At 36.5% G+C, this 18,403-nt stretch carries 20 protein-coding genes and 2 tRNA genes; all 22 read right to left on the reverse strand.

The window, feature by feature from the left end; all coding sequences use genetic code 11:
* Positions 1–126: 126 nt before the first annotated feature.
* Positions 127–711 carry a recombination mediator RecR gene (gene recR, locus AB1349_08420; protein ID MEW6557365.1) on the reverse strand — a complete coding sequence of 195 codons (585 nt, stop codon included), beginning with the start codon at positions 709–711 and terminating at the stop codon, positions 127–129.
* Positions 704–2,398 carry a DNA polymerase III subunit gamma/tau gene (gene dnaX / locus AB1349_08425; GenBank protein ID MEW6557366.1) on the reverse strand — a complete coding sequence of 565 codons (1,695 nt, stop codon included), beginning with the start codon at positions 2,396–2,398 and terminating at the stop codon, positions 704–706. Before dnaX ends, recR begins: the two co-directional genes overlap by 8 nt.
* Positions 2,386–3,897: a 2-isopropylmalate synthase gene (locus tag AB1349_08430; GenBank protein ID MEW6557367.1), complete on the reverse strand. Its 1,512-nt coding sequence runs from the start codon at positions 3,895–3,897 to the stop codon at positions 2,386–2,388. The genes dnaX and AB1349_08430 overlap by 13 nt, the downstream gene beginning before the upstream one ends.
* 79 nt (positions 3,898–3,976) lie before the next feature.
* A complete protein-coding gene (locus AB1349_08435) occupies positions 3,977–4,750 on the reverse strand; it encodes a CDP-alcohol phosphatidyltransferase family protein (protein MEW6557368.1) in 774 nt (257 codons plus the stop codon).
* Positions 4,747–5,382: a phosphatidylserine decarboxylase gene (locus AB1349_08440; protein MEW6557369.1), complete on the reverse strand. Its 636-nt coding sequence runs from the start codon at positions 5,380–5,382 to the stop codon at positions 4,747–4,749. The genes AB1349_08435 and AB1349_08440 overlap by 4 nt, the downstream gene beginning before the upstream one ends.
* Positions 5,383–5,441: 59 nt before the next feature.
* On the reverse strand, positions 5,442–6,128 hold the full coding sequence (gene rplA / locus AB1349_08445; protein MEW6557370.1) for a 50S ribosomal protein L1: 687 nt from the start codon (positions 6,126–6,128) through the stop codon (positions 5,442–5,444).
* 93 nt (positions 6,129–6,221) lie between these two features.
* Complete coding sequence (gene rplK, locus AB1349_08450; GenBank protein ID MEW6557371.1) at positions 6,222–6,650, reverse strand: 50S ribosomal protein L11; 429 nt, start codon at positions 6,648–6,650, stop codon at positions 6,222–6,224.
* A 224-nt stretch (positions 6,651–6,874) separates the two neighbouring features.
* On the reverse strand, positions 6,875–7,405 hold the full coding sequence (gene nusG, locus AB1349_08455; GenBank protein ID MEW6557372.1) for a transcription termination/antitermination protein NusG: 531 nt from the start codon (positions 7,403–7,405) through the stop codon (positions 6,875–6,877).
* A 100-nt stretch (positions 7,406–7,505) separates the two neighbouring features.
* A complete protein-coding gene (secE, locus tag AB1349_08460) occupies positions 7,506–7,691 on the reverse strand; it encodes a preprotein translocase subunit SecE (protein MEW6557373.1) in 186 nt (61 codons plus the stop codon).
* A gap of 18 nt (positions 7,692–7,709) precedes the next feature.
* Positions 7,710–7,781, reverse strand: a tRNA-Trp gene (locus AB1349_08465).
* 8 nt (positions 7,782–7,789) lie between these two features.
* Positions 7,790–7,939 (reverse strand): 50S ribosomal protein L33, encoded by a 150-nt coding sequence (rpmG, locus tag AB1349_08470; protein ID MEW6557374.1) that lies wholly within the window; start codon positions 7,937–7,939, stop codon positions 7,790–7,792.
* A gap of 12 nt (positions 7,940–7,951) precedes the next feature.
* A complete protein-coding gene (locus tag AB1349_08475; protein ID MEW6557375.1) occupies positions 7,952–8,455 on the reverse strand; it encodes a cyclic nucleotide-binding domain-containing protein in 504 nt (167 codons plus the stop codon).
* A 27-nt stretch (positions 8,456–8,482) separates the two neighbouring features.
* A tRNA-Thr gene (locus AB1349_08480) sits at positions 8,483–8,555 on the reverse strand.
* Positions 8,556–8,622: 67 nt separating this feature from the next.
* Positions 8,623–9,630 carry a ComEC/Rec2 family competence protein gene (locus AB1349_08485; GenBank protein ID MEW6557376.1) on the reverse strand — a complete coding sequence of 336 codons (1,008 nt, stop codon included), beginning with the start codon at positions 9,628–9,630 and terminating at the stop codon, positions 8,623–8,625.
* Between the two features lie 112 nt (positions 9,631–9,742).
* The gene (locus AB1349_08490) at positions 9,743–12,058 is read right to left on the reverse strand and encodes a UvrD-helicase domain-containing protein (GenBank protein MEW6557377.1); all 2,316 of its coding nucleotides are present in this window, start codon (positions 12,056–12,058) and stop codon (positions 9,743–9,745) included.
* Positions 12,059–12,249: 191 nt separating this feature from the next.
* Entirely contained in the window at positions 12,250–12,600 is a 351-nt protein-coding gene (locus AB1349_08495) for a hydrogenase maturation nickel metallochaperone HypA (protein MEW6557378.1), read from the reverse strand.
* Entirely contained in the window at positions 12,588–13,052 is a 465-nt protein-coding gene (gene hycI, locus AB1349_08500) for a hydrogenase maturation peptidase HycI (GenBank protein MEW6557379.1), read from the reverse strand. The genes AB1349_08495 and hycI overlap by 13 nt, the downstream gene beginning before the upstream one ends.
* Position 13,053: 1 nt before the next feature.
* Positions 13,054–14,496, reverse strand: coding sequence for a hypothetical protein (locus tag AB1349_08505; GenBank protein MEW6557380.1), 1,443 nt, complete (start codon positions 14,494–14,496; stop codon positions 13,054–13,056).
* Positions 14,497–14,624: 128 nt separating this feature from the next.
* Positions 14,625–15,947 (reverse strand): hypothetical protein, encoded by a 1,323-nt coding sequence (locus tag AB1349_08510; GenBank protein ID MEW6557381.1) that lies wholly within the window; start codon positions 15,945–15,947, stop codon positions 14,625–14,627.
* Between the two features lie 72 nt (positions 15,948–16,019).
* A complete protein-coding gene (locus tag AB1349_08515; protein MEW6557382.1) occupies positions 16,020–17,246 on the reverse strand; it encodes an N-acetylmuramoyl-L-alanine amidase in 1,227 nt (408 codons plus the stop codon).
* A 239-nt stretch (positions 17,247–17,485) separates the two neighbouring features.
* Positions 17,486–18,124, reverse strand: coding sequence for a 4Fe-4S binding protein (locus tag AB1349_08520; protein MEW6557383.1), 639 nt, complete (start codon positions 18,122–18,124; stop codon positions 17,486–17,488).
* Between the two features lie 64 nt (positions 18,125–18,188).
* Positions 18,189–18,403 (reverse strand): monovalent cation/H(+) antiporter subunit G (locus tag AB1349_08525; protein MEW6557384.1); only part of this gene is annotated, 215 nt, incomplete at its 5' end.

An 18,403-nucleotide genomic window follows, 5' to 3' on the forward strand; every position in this document is an offset into this window, starting at 1 on the left:
AACTATTCAGCAATGCTAAAAAAGTACGGTCACTATTAAAATAGGTCGATTTGCAAATGAACATTAAAGTTGTTCCGACGAAGTCATGTCAAAAAACAGCGTTTTCACGCATTTTTCAGGTTTATATTATATTTCTTTTCGGCCGTCAAGCGCATTAATTAGTGTTATCTCATCGGCATATTCAAGGCAGCCGCCAGACGGTATGCCTTTTGCTAATCGGGTAATTTTTATATTATGTGGTTTTAGGATTTGCGAAAGATAGACCGCAGTAGCATCGCCTTCTACTGTTGGATTAGTTGCAATAAGAACTTCTTTGAGCCCATTAAGCCGTTTCATCAGAAATTTTATGCTTAAATTTTCAGGATGAACCCCTTCTAACGGCGCTAAAACACCTAACAGAATATGATAGAGCCCTTTATATTTTCCTGTTTTTTCTATGGCTTGCATATCAGTATAATGCTCCACAACACAGATTGTCTTTCGGTCTCGTGTTTCATCACAACATATTTCACATGGACTTTCTTCACACAGAGAACAGCATACAGAACAAGTTTTTATATTTTTTTTGGCATTGATTATTGACGATACAAAATACTCTATATCTTTTTCAGAATTTCTTAATATAAAAAAGGCGAATCGTTCCGCCTGTTTCTGTCCGATACCGGGAAGTTTCTTGAAGGTTTCCACAAGTTGATTTAATGCCTTAATCATCCACCCCTTCGCCCCCCCCTTCGCCACCTTCTGCTATTTTTCCATCAAATATATCAACAACCATTTTTACTGCAGGTTCTTTTTCAAATAGTTCGTCTACTTTTTTACTCTTTTTTGAGTTGGCGAGTTGTTTGACTTCTTCAATCTGCTGATGAGCATGCTCAGACTGAACCTGTTCATCTTCAATAGTGGCAAGGGGGGGAATTGCTGGTAATTCCAATTCTTCATTTTCAGATTCTATATTATTTATAGGTTTGAGTCGGGTTGTGAACTCAAACCTATTCCCAAGTTTAGATTCTAACTCGGGTAGCCATAAATTTTTATTTTTAACAACCGTCTCCATTTTGTAGTTATCTTCAAATTCAATTATAAAACCGCCATTATCACCTGTTACGATTTGGCTTCCTGTCATACAACCAACTATTCGTGGTTTAATTTTACCTCTCTCTCCTTCTTTCAGAATTTCATTCCATGCAGACCTCACTTTTTCTACGGTGATATCGGAAATGTTTATCTCTGTCAGAATCGGGCTTTTTTTTTCAAGTGGTTTTACTGATGATGTTTCTAAAATTTCCAATCGGCTTGTCAACTCATCAAGTCCAATATATTTCTGTGTTAATTTTACACAGTAAACTTCAAGAATCATACTTGGCTGTTCTGCATTTCGCATTTCGTAAACACAATTAGAAAGCATATTGATATACCGCAGAAGAACTTCGGTAGAACAATTTGTTGAGAATAATTTTAATTTTTTAGTATCAGAAATCGTCAAAACCAATTCAGGCGAAACTTTATACAAAATGATGTTTCTAATATATTCCTGTAAACCGGAAACAATACTTTGCGGGTCGTAGCCGAGTGAAATAGCGGTATTAGCAAGTTGTAAAAGTTTTTTGGTATCATTTTGCTGAATACTTTCAAACATTTCAGCGAGTAAATCTTCTCTTACGATTCCAAGTATTGAAATAACATTTTGAGATGTAATATTATCGCCACAAAACGATATCACATGGTCAAAAATACTCAATGCATCCCGCAAGGCACCGCCTGCTGCATGTGCTATCAGTGCAATTGCTTGTTCATCAATTTTTATGTTTTCCTGTTCACCAATTTTTATAAGTTGCTGGCTTATTTCTGCAATTGATAACTGTCTGAAATTATACCGCTGACAGCGTGAAAGTATTGTTGGTGGAATCTTCTGTGTAGATGTTGTTGCGAATATAAAAATCACATGGGCTGGCGGTTCCTCTAATGTTTTTAATAGCGCGTTAAATGCGGGCTCTGTTATCTGATGTGCTTCATCTATTATGTATACTTTGTATTTTGTAGATGATGGCGCAAATTTTACATCTTCTCTCAAAGTACGAATCTCATCTATACCGCGATTAGAAGCAGCATCTATTTCAATCACATCCATAGAACTGCCTCGCATTATTGCCTGACATATCTCACACTGATTACACGGCTCGCTATGTTTTTTACTGGAATCATTCTTACAATTTAGCGCCTTTGCAAAAATTCGCGCTGTTGTTGTTTTACCAACACCACGCTGTCCTGAAAAGATATAACCATGTGTAAGATGATTCTGGGTTATCGCATTTTTTAATGTCTGTGTAATATGTTGTTGCCCGATAACCTCATCAAATCTTTGCGGTCTGTACTTGCGTGCTAAAATCAGATATGCCATAAAATCCTGTTTATTGCTGATAGATACGCTTTCACTGATGCCTCAATAACATCTGTTGATGTTCCTCGTCCGCCAAATAGTTTGCCTTTATGTTCAACCTTGACGCTGGCTTCTCCGACGGCATCCTTGCCGATTGAAACCGATTTCAACGAATAATCTATGAGTTTTAACTTAAGCCCTACAATTTTGTCAATTGCTTTATATGACGAATCTACAGGACCATCACCAGTGCTTGATGCTGAAAACAATTTTTTACCTTTTTTTAATTCAATTTTAGCAGTTGGTTTTACTATTGTACCGGATGTAACAAACACATTTTTTAACTCGTAAATCTGTTTTTCAGTTAAAAGCCCGCTTTCAATAATTGTTATAATATCTTCATCATAGATATTTTTCTTTTTATCCGCAAGTGTTTTGAATTCAGCGAATGCATTTTCAAGTTCTCTTCGGCTTAATTTGAAACCCAGTTCCTGAACTTTTTTGTCAAACGCATGCCGACCCGAATGTTTGCCTAACACAAGTGTAGATTCTTTCAGCCCGATTGATTGAGGTGTCATAATTTCATATGTTGATGCCTTTGTTAGAATTCCATGCTGATGAATACCTGCTTCATGTGCGAATGCATTACTGCCGACAATTGCCTTGTTAGGTTGGATTGGCATACCTGTGAGTGCGGAAACCAGTTTAGATGTTTTAGAGATTTCGGTTGTTTTTATAGATGTCTCAAATGCAAAAATTTTTTTTCTCGTATGAAGCGACATTACAACTTCTTCAAGTGATGCATTCCCGGCTCGTTCGCCGAGCCCATTTATAGTACATTCAATCTGTCTGGCACCATTTATAATTGCAGAAAGCGAATTCGCGGTTGCAAGTCCTAAATCATTATGGCAGTGAACAGAAATTACTGCTTTATGGATATTAGGTACTTTCAGAAAAAGTTTTGCTATAAGTTCACCAAACTCTGATGGTATAGAATAGCCAACGGTATCAGGAATATTTACCGTTGTAGCGCCTGCATCAATCACCGCTTCAACCACTCGGCAGAGAAAATCAAACTCAGTTCTTACTGCATCTTCAGGCGAGAATTCAACATCACCCCCCCCCGTTTTATTTTTTGCATATTTTACCGCATCAATAGCGGTTTGAAAAACTTCTTCAGGCGACATTTTTAATTTATACTTCATATGGATAGGGCTTGTTGCTAAAAATGTATGTATCCGATGATTTTTAGAATATCTAACTGCATCAAAGCAGACATCAATATCTTTTTTTAATGCTCGGGCAAGTCCACAAATCACAGAATCTTTAATTTTTTTTGCTATAAGCGAGACCGCTTCAAAATCACCTTGGGATGCGATTGGGAAACCCGCTTCTATCACATCCACACCAAGCAGCGATAGTTGCTGTGCGATTTCTAATTTCTGCTTGGTGTTAAGCGACGCACCGGGTGATTGCTCACCATCTCTTAAAGTAGTATCAAAAATAATTATCTTTTCCATAAATTTCAGCAAAACTTACATATTACGACGCAACAGACACTAAGACACTATGACACAACGATGATTTATTCGTCTGTCTTTATTCGTGTTTCCTTATTCTAATCAACCTCAACAAATAGCCGATAATACCAGACAGAAAATACAGAATATAGATTATAAAAATTGTATTCTGTGGATATGTAAATATCAGAATAATTGCAACAATCAAAAGTACCAGCATCTGAAACGAGTGCGGACGGGCAAAATTTAACCATTTGAAATTTGAGTATTTTATTTTTGATATAAGAAAAATAGAGATGATAACCATTAAGAATGGCATTGTCTGAAAAAACATTGGCATTCGTTTCATCAATAGTGGGATTGTTTTTGCGGTTAATTCCGGACCTGTTGCAAAAAGTTCGTATGAAAGTACGAATGACGCGATGATTCCACCAGCAGCGGTTGTTGGCAGCCCTTCAAAATATGTCATGCTTCCGGTAACCATATTACCACTATTTTGCTGTGCTTTTGAATTGAACCGTGCAAGTCGGAGTGCAGATGCAATCACAAAAAAAACTGCAATAGCAAAACCGATTTTGCCCATATCTTTTAGCACAAGTTGATACATCAGAATAGATGGTGCAATCCCAAACGACGAAAAATCTGCCAGAGAATCAAGTTCTAACCCGAATGAACTTTCAACATGAAGTGAGCGGGCGATTCTACCGTCTGCGATATCCATCAAAATAGCAACGATAATCGCCCAGGCAGCAGCAGTGAATTGCGATGAGATTGAATAATGTATAGAAAAAAAGCCCGCGGCGATATTTGTAACTGTAAAAATGCTTGGCAAAATATAAATGTCTCTTTTCATTGTTCAGGTATTATTTCTCCTATAACTGTTATTCCTGCTTTTACTTTATTGCCGACTGCAACTTTCAATTTTATATTTTCTGGCAAATAAATATCAACCTGACTGCCAAAATGTATCAACCCTATTTTTTCGCCTTGTTTTATCACATCGTCTAACTTAACCCAAAGCTCGCATTTCTGAGCAATAATCCCGGCAATCTGTTTTATATAAATGGACATTTGTCCATTTATGCCGACGAGATTTTGTGTATTTTTTACTGCTGCATCAGGATGATTAGCAGGCAAAAATTTTCCTGATTCTTTTTTTATATATGTAATTTTTCCCGAAATAGGCGCTCTTTGCAAATGAACATCAAGAACCGATAGAAAAATTTTTACAACTTTTGCCCGACCTTTAATAACCAACGATTCTTCAATATCAGAAATCTCAAAAACAGTTCCATCAGCAGGTGATAGAATTTGGTTTTCATCAAAACCAATTTTTCTTGTCGGGTCTCTAAAAAAATAAATACAGAAAATTGCCAGAATCAAAAAAATACTGCCAAAAATATAGTTAAGTAACCCACCAACAAAAAAGAATATCAACGAAAAAATCAGAAACAAAAAAATATATTTGAAACCTGCTTTTACCATATAACACCAGATTGAAGATTAGAGATGGGAGATGGAAGTAAACTCCTCGTTCCCTTCTGCTATCCCCTATCTGTCTCTGATTTAACTTTTATTCCCGGACCCATCGTAGATGAAACTGCGATACTATTTATGTACTGCCCTTTTGCTGATGCTGGTTTTAGTATAAGAATCTGTGAAATTATTGCTTTTGCATTCTCAACCAGTTTGTTTTCATCAAACGAAAGTTTGCCTACAACAGAATGAACAATCCCCTCCGGGTCATTTTTGAACTCTACTCTGCCTGCTTTAATTTCTTTCACAGTTTTTGCTATATCAAATGTTACAGTTCCCGTTTTAGGATTTGGCATAAGCCCGCGAGGACCTAAAATTTTGCCGACTTTTGATAGGTCTTTCATTGTATCGGGTGTTGCGACAACAGCATCAAATTCCAGCCAGCCTTTTGAAATTTTATCAATAATATCCTCACAGCCAACAAAATCCGCACCGGCTGTTTCAGCCTCTTTTAGTTTTTCACCTTTTGCTATTACTACAACCTTTTTTGTTTTGCCAAGCCCATGTGGAAGTAAAACAGTACCACGAACTGCCTGGTCTGTTTGTTTTGGGTCAATTCCCAGCCGAACAGCAATTTCTACTGTTTCATCAAATTTTGCTGATGCCGACTGTTTCAGAATTTTTACCGCTTCTTCCAGTGAATACAATTTTGTTTTATCAAATTTTTGTTCGTTTTCTTTAGTTCGTTTTGACATAGTAACTCCTTCGGAGAAGTTAAAGGTCAAAGGTTAAAATTTGTGTACTGTATTTTAATTTATACCTTCAATTTTAACCTTTTATTTTTATCTTTAACTTGCTGTTATCTCTATCCCCATTGATTTTGCGGTACCTTCTACTATTTTTATTGCTGATTCAAGTGTAGTTGTATTCAAATCAGGCATTTTCTGTTTTGCAATATCTTCAATCTGTTTTTTGGTGATTTTTGCAATTTTCTGTTTCTGGTCTCCTGCTGCTTTTGCGATACCACATGCTTTTTTCAGAAGTGCTGAAACAGGTGGCACTTTAGTAATAAATGTAAATGACCTATCATCATATATGGTAATTATTACTGGGACAAGCATTCCTGCTTCAAGCGATTTTGTTTTTTCATTAAACTGCTTACAAAAATCCATAATATTGACACCGTGCTGCCCTAATGCAGGACCTACTGGTGGTGCCGGATTTGCAGCACCTGCTGGAATTTGAAGTTTTACCTGTGTTTTTACTTTTTTAGCCATTGTCGCTTCGCTCCTATCACGAATAACATATCCCGAATATCATCACAAATTATCCCGAATAACAACTGAAATGTATATTGAAATTTATAGAAATTTGTTGAAACTCATTGCAACTTCTAAACAATTAATTTCTATGTGTTTCTACTGTGTTTCTATTTATTTCAAAGATTTCATTCGTGTTTTGTTCGTGATATTTGCCTTTATTCGTGCGCCTCTATTCGTGATTATAATTTCTCTACTTGTAAGAAGTCCAACTCTACAGGTGTTGACCGACCAAATATAGAAACCATAACTTTCAGTTTCCCTTTTTCTTCGTTAATTTCTTCAATCAATCCCATAAAATTCGCAAAAGGTCCGTCTATTATTCTTACCGTTTCCTCTTTTTCAAACACAATAGCTGGTTTTGGTTTTAATGGCGGCGGCGCCTCAACTAAATCAATAACATTCTTAATTTCATCGTCGGGCAGTGGTATAGGCCTTATCCCGCCCAGAAAAGTACTAACACCGGTTGTGTTTTTCACAAGCCAATATGTTTCGTTATCTATTTCCATTTCTATGAATATGTATCCTGGAAAGTATTTCCTTTTTTTAGCGATTTTTTTATTCTTCTTGATTTCAACCACTTCTTCAGTTGGAATCAATACTCTACCGAATTTTTGTGTAAGATTCAGATTAGCAATTTGTTTTTCCAACTCCTGTTTTGCTTTCTCTTCGTAATTTGTCAATGTATGAACCACATACCATTTCATCGCAATTTGTCCCCCATTAGAAGCAATTAAAAATTAAAAGTTAAAAATGAAAAATTATTGATAACACCTTAATTTTTAATTTTACATTTTACATTTTTAATTGCCTCTACCCCAATAGCCATCTAACAACCATAGAAAGTATAAAATCAACCAGTCCTATAAAAATAGCGACTATGATTATAAGGATTGCTATTACAACTGTTGATGCAAGCACTTCTTTCCTGCCAAGCCAGGTTACTTTTTTTAACTCTTCTATCGCTTCTTTTACAAACTGAATCATTTTCTGTATCATATTAAATCCTTTATTATTCGGGAGTGGCAGGATTCGAACCTGCAGTCCCGGTTTTGGAGACCGGTGGTTTGCCAATTAACCGACACTCCCACAAGGAATCACTTTATTTCTTTATGGATGGTATGTGCTTTACAGAATTTACAGTATTTTTTTATTTCTAACTTTTCCGTTTCTGTTTTTTTGTTTTTTCTTGTAGTATAATTTCTTCTTTTACATTTCTGACATGCCAAAATAATTATCTCTCTCATTTTTTTTCGCTCCTATTTCTTAAACAATCCGTAAAATTTTGCAAAAAAATTCTTTTTTTCTGGGCTGCGGTTTATTTCATAACTTGTCATTTCTTTTCGTCGTTCAATTGTTTCTTTCATATGCTGGGCAGCAGATGGATTTTTTTTTATAACCAGTTCTATATCCGATTTATATAGCACAAATGCTTCTGTGTTTTCTTCCGCTTTGACGGTCGCCCCTACTGGCGAATGCGTGATGAGTGATGTCTCGCCAAAATAATCTCCAGCACCAAGTTCACCAATTTTCACATTGCTTTTTCGTTCGTTATTTATGAATACAGCAACTTTTCCTGAATTTATTATGAAAAAGAATCTGCCATGGTCACCTTGTTTTATTATTATTTCGCCTTTTCTGTATGATTTTTTATCTACCGTAGAAAGAACCGTGTCAACTTCGGCGGATGTAAATCCAGCAAAAAATTCAAGTTTGCGAAGTGTTCTTATAAGATTAAGCATTTCATTTTCTGATATTTTCATTTTTTAACTCTCAAATTATCCTGAATAAGCCCGCAAGCGGGATTGAACCGCCGACCTCTTCCTTACCAAGGAAGTGCTCTACCAACTGAGCTACACGGGCAAAGTTTAATTTTACAAGAATTTTTTGGATTTGTCAAGTTTCCATGCCAAATTATTTTATTTTTTTTCTATCTTTCTGTGATTATTTTTATTGATTTGCCGTCGGTTAAAAGAGTAACAGTCCCGTTCTGGTCGGTTCTTACGATATTTATGTTTCGGTCTGCAAGTTTCTTGAGTGTGCTCTCGTCTGGATAGCCCAAAGTGTTTTCCTGACCTGCTGATATTACAGCGATAGAAGGCGCGACCCTGTCTAAAAACGGTGATGATGTAGATTCTTTAGAACCGTGCTGGGCAACCTTTAATACAGTTGATTTTAACTCGTCTCGCCAGGCACCTAAATCATTTTCAGCTTCAAGTTCTATATCACCAGTAAAAAGTACAGAAACATTTTGGTAGGTAAGTTTCATAACAATAGAAGAATTATTTTCAGGCGATTTTGTAACCCTGTATTTATCAAGTGGTGGGATAGGTCCTAAAAATTTGCCGCTAATACCATCGCCGAAATCAACCGTTTCGCCGAGTGCAGGAATAATATATTTTGCGTTGGTATTTTTTATGGTCTCTAAAAATGTTTTATATGCCGGATATGGACTTGCGAAGTCGGTATTATAGACAATTTCAGGAATAATTTGGTTTTCTATCAGCGTAACAAATCCACCGTAACAGTCTGCGTGTGGATGAGAAAGAATGAAATAGTCAATAATCCGTAGTCCATAGTCCGTAGTTCGTAGTTCTAATTCTTTTGTCAGATACGGGATAATGATATTTTCATATTCAGGTTTTTCGCCGGCATCAATCAAAATCGTCTTTTTTGAAGGTGTAATCAAAAGCGTACTATCACCTTGCCCGAGATTAAAAAAAACAATTTTCAACAGTTTTGATTTATCACTAAATTCACTCTTGGACGACTGGGGCTTTATTGTAAAATAATATGACCAGATACAGACCGCTATAATAAAAAGAACCGATGCGGTAATATTACTGGTGTTAAATACTCTAGATTTTTCACCTGCACGGATTTTTTTTGCTTCTTCTTGCAGTATCTGGCGGTATTTTTTGAATCTTGATATAGCCATTGTAAAATCAATTAAAAATTATAAATTAAAAATGAAAAATTGTGGATAAAGTTATCACCAAAGATTTTCACCTTAATTTTTAATTTTTAATTTTGCATTTTTAATTATCTTTTTATCTGAACAACTTCACAAAAAAATAATTGATTTTTTGCCAAAAGCCGACGGCAAAACTGCCTTTATCTATCAATCGTTTAGGCAAGCAATTTAGAAATTGTGACGGTTCAAATCGCTGTTGTTTTCCATACCAGTTTCTTGTATCTGTATATGTAAGATATAATCGTTCTTTTGCGCGTGTAAGAGCGACATAAAAAAGTCGGCGTTCTTCTTCTATTCGTTTTTGTTTTTCTTTTCTGGATAGTTGCTCTTCAGAAAAATGTTTTATTGGGATTATGTTTTCTTCAAGCCCGATAAAAAAAACCGTATTAAACTCAAGCCCTTTAGCAGCATGAACTGACATCAGGTTAACATAGTCATCAACCGTTTTTAGTACGGACTGCTCTGTAGATTGACTTCGCATTGTTATACTTTCTAAAAACATATCAATCTTTTCATATAACGGAAGAGCACCACCTCGCACCCGTTCAAAATCAGCTGCTTCCTCTTTTACAGCAAGTGCAAACCTAACAGATTCTTTTTCTTGTTCTGTTTGGAACATACCTTTCTGATATAATTCCAGATAACCGGCTTTTTCCAGAAAATAACCGATGGTATCAGTCAGAGACATTGTAGGTTTCTGGTTAGATATTATAGCAAAAAATTCCAACAGTTTCAGTAATTTTTTTCTGCTATTCTCTTCAGTTAAACGGTGTAACATATTTTCAAGTATTTTACCGTCGGTAAAAATTTTGTACGAATGTGACATCTGAGCGATTATCTCACAGTCAGTCGCAGAAAACATCAATGGTGGCAGATAGCAAAGCCGTTTTATATCACCATCAATCGCAGAACCTTCAAGTGCAGTTATTGGCATTGGTTCATCAAAAACTTTCCATTGAATTTTCAGGTAGAAACTTAATACCTTGATATAACTGCAGACATCCTGAACCTCTTTTCGCTGCCAGAAATGCGGATTATAGATAATATACGGTATATTTTTACTTTCTAAAATTTTTTTTGCTACTTTAGATTGCTCGTGAACCCGATATAAAATTACAAAATCGTTCCATTTAACTGTGTGATTTTTTTTTATTTGTTCCATCTCAAACAGACAGAAATTTATTTCATCAACTTCATCTTTTGCTTTATAGATGGTAATCGTATCGCCGAATTCAAGTGTGCCGTCTTGTTTTCTTTTAACCGGCTCAATTGTTTTCACAAGATGTTTCGGTTTATATTTCTTGAATACCTCGTTAGCAGCAGAAATAATCGTCGCGGTTGACCGATAATTTTTTACCAGTTTTACATTGATACAGTTTGGATAGTCCTTCTCAAAAAACAGAATATTTCTGATATCCGCACCACGCCATTCATAAATTGACTGGTCATCATCGCCAACTACAAACAGGTTCGGGCTTCTACCTACAAGCAATTTACAAAGCGTGTACTGTGCATAATTTGTATCCTGATATTCATCTACCAAAATATACTTAAATCTTCGCTGATACCAAGAAAGAATACTTGGATATCTGTTGAACAGGTCAACAACAAGCATCATCATATCATTAAAATCAATCAGCCCTTCCTGTCTTAGTGTATTTTGGTATCTTTCATACACAGGTATAAATCTTTTTTCATCTTTGGTTGCTTTTCTTTTTATACCTTCCGTTGTGAGCAGTTCATTTTTCCAGTGTTCAACTTTGAGTGCGACATCGTCATACTTTACTTCCGGGTCGGTTGCGAACTCTAAATCAAAACATGTTTTTAATATCTTGTATGGATTTTCCAGAATCTTAAAACCCGCATTAATACCAATCCGTTCACAATTCAACATTTTTCTGCCGTCGTCTGTTGGTGATTCTTCTTTTATTATTTTAAGGCATATAGAATGAAATGTGCCAACCCACATCTTTGAGATTTGGTCTTCGATAGTTAGATACTGTTCCGGGTTTATTTCTTCTTTAATTGATGCAAAAAATTTTTTGATTCTTGCACGCATTTCTTCGGCTGCCTTGACTGTAAAAGTAAGTGCGAGTATATTCTGTGGATTAATACCTGAAAGTATCAGATAAACTATTCTGTAAGTAAGTGCAGTTGTTTTTCCACTACCTGCACAGGCAAAAATCAGCAAGGGTCCACCGGTCTGATGATTATGAAATACCGCTTCTAACTGTTCAGGATTCAACCGCTGGGCAATCGTCAGAAACTGAGAAACCATTTGTGGTGATTTTGCTAATGATATTGCAGAATCTAAAACTGATTTCTGCCGCTCGGTTAACTCAGAAACCAGTTTATTATATAAGTCCGCAATCTCTTTATCTAAATTATTCATATCAAGAAAATTCTAAATTACAAATACCAAATTACACACTACTTAATAATTGTAAGCATTTGCTTACAAAATTTTTATTTGTTTTTCCGACGATAATTTCTAAAATGTAAGCAAATGCTTACATTCTTATACTGAGAATGTCACGATATGTACTTTGTGCACTTTTCAAATTTGCAACGGGTTGGGACTTTCTAATGGGATTCACCTTCTATTGAGGTGACATACACATCTCTGCCGGATATTATTTCTATATTTTTCGTTTGGCAATGCGGGCAGTCCCAAACGGTCTGGCTCGGCAAAAATTCCGTACCACAATTTTTACATATTGCTTTTACTTTTTCAATAGTAATCTCAAGTTCACATCCATCCGCAATAGAGCCTGGCAGCAAATGGTCAGCAAAAGAATGGCTCAAAAAATCTTTCTCAATACCGGCTGCCTCGCCTAATTTTACCGAAATTTTGGTAATTTTTTTAAGATTATTCTCGGTTGCTTTTTGTAATACAAGTTCAAACAGGTTTCTGGCAACACCTAACTCGTGCATAAAAATCCTACCAGTTTAGTAACTGCGTTTTTTACTGGCGCTGAAAGTGGTTCACCGAATTTCGTTGATTTCGGCTGAATACCGATAAAAATTATCTTTGCTTTTGTTTGCTCTTTTACATAGTCAATAAACAAATTTAGCGGGATATTGTGTGTTGTAAAATAACCAGCTGTGATTTCTTTTTCGTCAATAATTTTTATTATTCCCGGTTTCTCATCCATTTCAACCGCATCAATCAGAATAATTGTAGCGGGCTTTAACTCTCTTATTTCTTTGGTATAATTTTCAGGCACAGCACCAACATCCAGCAGTTTTATCATTTCATTTTTCATTTTTAATTTTAAATTTTTAATTACCGCAGTCCCTACGCCATCGTCACCTTTCAATGTATTTCCAATACCTATCACAAGGATATTACTATCAATCAATTTTTTCAAGTTTGTTATTTTCATTTTAAAAATTAAAAACTATTTGGCATCTTGCAGTATTATAGTTTGAGGTGCCTTCTGTTGTATAAAAATCTTCCAATACAAAATACGAATTTCCCCAGGATTCTGCCCTTCCAAAAATCTGCCGTGTAAAACGAACTGTATGTCGTCTTAATATATCATTTTCTCCAATCCCACCTTTTCTGTCCAAATACAAGAATTCGTAATTACCGTCAAACTGATAAGGCAATTTATAACTCAAAAACAGGTTGGGTCCACGACTGTTTGATTGAACCCGCAAGAACTTTTTATCAACAAACTCTAACGGCAGCCGATTGATTGGTATTGATTGCTGTGGGATATTAGCCAAATTACCATACAAAATTGTCAAACTCATTTTTTTGCTTGATAATAAATCAATCCCGCATACCCACGAATGAAATTCACTACTGTCAGCCGGTTTATAATAAGAGTACTCGGCTTTTAGATGTCGGTTTGCCCAGAACCTAAAACTCAAATCTACGCCGAGACCTTTATCATTTGTCAGATTATATTTTGTTCTGTAACTTTTTCTTATGGCTGATATGAACCCGATGATACCAAACGGACCGACTCCAATTCGTGTAGCATAATAATCAGGCGAATCGTATCTAGCGCCGATAAGAATATCGGCTGAAAGGGGGGGGACTGTTTTTTCTTCCCTTTTTTTTCCTGAAAACTGGATTGATTCTATCGGTGTAATTAAATAATCTACTGACAGCCCGAATTCACCGAGCCGAAGGTATCTGCGGCCGATATTTACGGCAAGATTGTTATTACCAGTTTGAAATATAAGTTCTTCTATTGATGGCGGGTCTGACGATGCAAAATTGATACCGGTTGCGCCTGATGAGTATTTACCGATACCCCAGAAGCCGAAATTTTTTAATCCAACCAGAAGATGCGTAAATTCAGTTCCTGCTAAAAGTGATAACCGAACCTGTTGCGAAAACGAAATAACTGATGACGGTGGTGGGGCACCGTAAAGCGTAAGTTCACGTTCTGTTATAGGGAAGGAACCTGCAAGTTGTTCCGCAGCAAATGAGAATTGAAGTCGCCAGTAAACCAACCGCCTGAGTTTGTTAAGATAACTATCCTGTTTATTAAGCTGGTTTTGTATATCTAACAGTAACAGTTCGCGGTCAAACTCGGCTAATAGTGGCGCTACAAGTTCGTCTGGAATTTCTATATTTTTTTCTTCAGCTGATACAAGACACTGGTTCAAAAAAACCGCTAAATCCAGCCGAGTTGGTGTTTCTTTAATTGTATTTTCCCAAAGTGTTGTTTTACCGGATAGTTGGGCAATTTTTTCTAAATTTTTATATATCTGTTCTGTATCAGCATTTTTTGGGAATGGTTCAGCATAAAGGCAGGGAGTAGGTAAAAGGTTAAAGGTTAAAAGTAAAAATATAAAACTAATTTTTTTCATATAAAATCGCACTACTACTCTGTAACACAAATTATTGATAATTTCCGTAGCCGTGAACTTTTAGTTCACGCTATTTTCACGGCTCCGATTTTATCGGAGCCGACTACATTTCATAAACTTATTAAAAATCAAAAATTAAAAGATACCACAGATTTAATCTGATTATAGTTTCTGTTTGGATACAAAATCGTGTGGGCTCTAACCCAAAAAATATCTTCAAGATACAATGAAAACCATTTACTAATTGGTTGAATATATCTAAAAACATACTGGTTTGAGTGTGCTGTCATGTTTTGTTTCACCAGCCAGACAAACTCCAACTCCCAGGTTGTCAGTTGTGGAAAACAACCTGTTCTATCAATTCGTATTTCCCAGAGTGTCAGTTCTTTCTCTTTTTTCGGCTGATATGTAAATGTTGCATCAAAACCGAGCGTATCCTGGTCAAAATACAGATGATTCCCAGCAGAATAAACCAAACTTGACGCCATCGGTGTAAATCCGTTTTCAACCGAGCCTAATTGTAAAAAGATATTTGTCCGGTGAGTTTTATACAAATCTAATCCCAAAATAGATGCGATTTTCGCATCCTTAAACGCAGTATAATCGGTTTTACTTGCCCAGTAAAGTGCAAACTCGCCAAGCAATTCTTTTTCACCTATTGTTGTATGAAAATCAATCCCGCTACCTTTCTCAGATGCGATTCCAGAGGCAAGATATGTTAATCCTATTTCTGTTTCTTTCTCTTTTATACCTGAAATACGGAATACCCAGTAATCGTCATTTGAAACAAACAAACTTCTATACGGATAGTTTGTAGTAGACAATCGGCTGTAAATCAGATTAAAATAACTGTAATCCAATCGGAACGCTTCAAACGCATCAAAATAATTGTCTGCTAATAAGCCCAATCGGTCTAACAGAAAATACTGTCTGCCAAGAGTAACTTGCACAGGTGTCGTTAATTTTATATATGCTTCGTCAACCAACAAACTTTTATCTGCTGTCACAAAATTATCATTAGTTTTCATACTTATATTCGCTTGAAAATTTGACGACAGCGGCAAGCAACCGAAATAAAGGATATTACTAAACCTCACGGATTCCGAAATATCAGGATGATTGAAATACTGCTCTAACTCGTTAAGAAACCGACCGCTCCATAAATTAGTGACTGAAATATTGCTGATTTTACGGCTAACAGAATACATTTTGTCTTTCTGTTCTATCAAAAAAAGCTCGTCACGGAATTCGTCAATAAGTTTATCTAACTGTTTTTTCTGTTGATGGTTAATTTTAATCTCGCCAGAAAAAATTCGCTGAATATCTTTATTGAGAACTATTGCCAGTTGCAACCGTGAGGCAGCAGGTTGGCGATATGCTAAAACATTTTTAGAATATAAACTATCCCAGATTTGAGTCCAATTCTCAATTGCATATATAAACGAACCCATAAAAAAAAGCCCCGCGATTAGTATAATCCCGGGGAATCTCAATTTCATTTTTTTGTGATTCATCTCGTAGTATTACGGAGTAACACCATAATGGTCAGTTATACCAAGATAAATGTACCTACCTATTTTCCAAGTATAAGAAGCATCCCGCAGCCGTGCCTCTTCATATGGATTAGTAATATGTGATGGTTTAGTTATTACCCCAGCCATTTTTGTCTGTTTAAGAATCGCAGCGGTTGATTTCCCAACACCTTTATTTGTCAAATTCAGCGCTTCTATCAACCGTGTTTGAACTTTTGTTGCAAGGTCTTTGCTGGTAGTTGATTTAGCGGAATAATTTTCGTAATAGTAGGTCTTCGTATAATTCGTATCAGGATTAGATGAGCCCGGGAATGCGATTGAAACAAGCCGTTCAGCATTTGAATTATTCGCAATTTCAATCCGTTTGGTAGATGAAACATTAACATCGCTGTCTCTTGTCATCACAACATTTGCACCGCCGTATTCAACCAAATTATTTTTTACAACAGTCGCAACCCGCAGATTTACATCTTTCGCATAAAGCCCGGTAGGACCGACAGAACCTTTTGCACTGCCACCTGACTGTGCATCTATCACAAATATTTTTCCTTCAAGTGGTTTTGCTGAAGGTGGTGCAGGCGGGTTCGGGTCTACACCAAAATGGTCTGCAATCCCGTAATAATGTGCTTTACCTATATTTGTGATATAGTCGGTATTTTTCAAACGCGCTTCTTCATATGGGTTTGAAATAAATGACGATTCCGTCAGTGCGGCTGGCATATTTGTATATTTTAATACATACAAATCGCTTCGTGGTTTTATACCGCGGTTAGTAAGCCCGAGTGTTTCAACCAACCGATTCTGTAATTTCTGTGCAAGGTCTTTTGAGGTCTCAGAGCCGTAAGCATAATAAAGTGTTTCAGTACCATTCACCGTATTATCGCTACATGCGTTGTAATGAACAGATATAAATCTGTCTGCAGACCAGTTGTTGGCAGCATTGACTCTATCGGCAAGTGTTGGATATGTATCCGTTTCACGAGAAAGCAGTGTTTGAGCACCACCTGTATTAACCAAAAACTCTTTTAGTTTTAGCGATGTCTGAAGATTAACATTAGATTCTTTAAGCCCTGTCGGGCCGACTGCACCGGAATCGGTTCCACCGTGACCTGGGTCAACAAAAATTTTTTTGCCTGTTAATGGTGCTGCAAGAGAACAGGTAGATAAGTAGATAGGTAGAAAGGTAGAAAGGAAAACCTTTGCTAATAATTTTTTCATAAACCACCTCTTGATTATAGTATAACAAAAAATTAGCATTTTGTCAAGTACTTTTTGGGGAACGCAGATTACGCAGATAACAACGCGGATTAACGCTGATTTTTATTCGCAGATTGCCGCTGATAACATCGCTGATTGCCGATTGTCATTGCGAGCCCCGACTTGTCGGGGCGTGGCAATCTCGTTTGGGATTGCTTCGTCGCTACGCTCCTCGCAATGACACTTTGTGTCATCCGCGGTTATCTGTGTTCTGCGTTTTCATCAAATACAAAAACCTGATGACGGCATTTTGGACACAGTAGTTTGAATGCGGCTTGGCGACTTATATGCTGGTTTTTAGTGGAGACCGGACTGGATTCAAAAAGTTCCTGTTGCGTTATTACTATGAGATTGATATTACTCCATTCCTGTGGACCTAATTTTTTGGCAACATACAGAAGTTGGTCTTTCGGCGCGATAATTTCGCCACACTGAGAACATACAACAAGTTCTTTTTTTATCTCAGAAAACATATTGTCTCGTTTCAAATCTGCAAGGTCAAATTCGGTATTTGACATCTTAACGCCTTCTTTCGTGGTGCAGAGCCGTTCACACTGCCCGCAAAAAATACAGTAATCATACCGCCATCTTATCAAGCGGGTGAGCAGGTGAGTGGGTGAGCGGGTGAGTGTAATATCAGGGTCAATAACTTCTATTGCACGAGTTGGACAGACCTCTGCACAGGCACCGCAGCCGATACAATTTTTCTCATCAGGAACCGGCTTACCGCGAAAGCGTGGAAATGGCGTATGGGGCTCAAACGGGAACTTTGTAGTATAAGGTCCTTTGATTAACGCTTTGATTGCTTCTTTTAGTTCTCGTAATTTTGGGTATCTCATAAAAAAACAAATTAAAAATTAAAAATTAAAAATCAAAAATCTTTTTTTACCACAATTTTACATTTTACATTTTACATTTTACATTTTTGATTGCTGTTGATATTGCATAACTGATTACCGGTACAAGGAACAAAAGCAGCAGAATCGCAATCAGTGCTCTTATTCCCATTTCATCAAACCCAAGATATACAAATACACCCAACAGAATAATAGATATGCCAAACGGGACTGATTTTGCAACAATCTGTGCACGAGTATGAAAATCAGTGAACCGAACAA

It is taken from the genome of Elusimicrobiota bacterium (assembly GCA_040757695.1).
GTDB lineage: Bacteria > Elusimicrobiota > UBA8919 > UBA8919 > UBA8919 > JBFLWK01.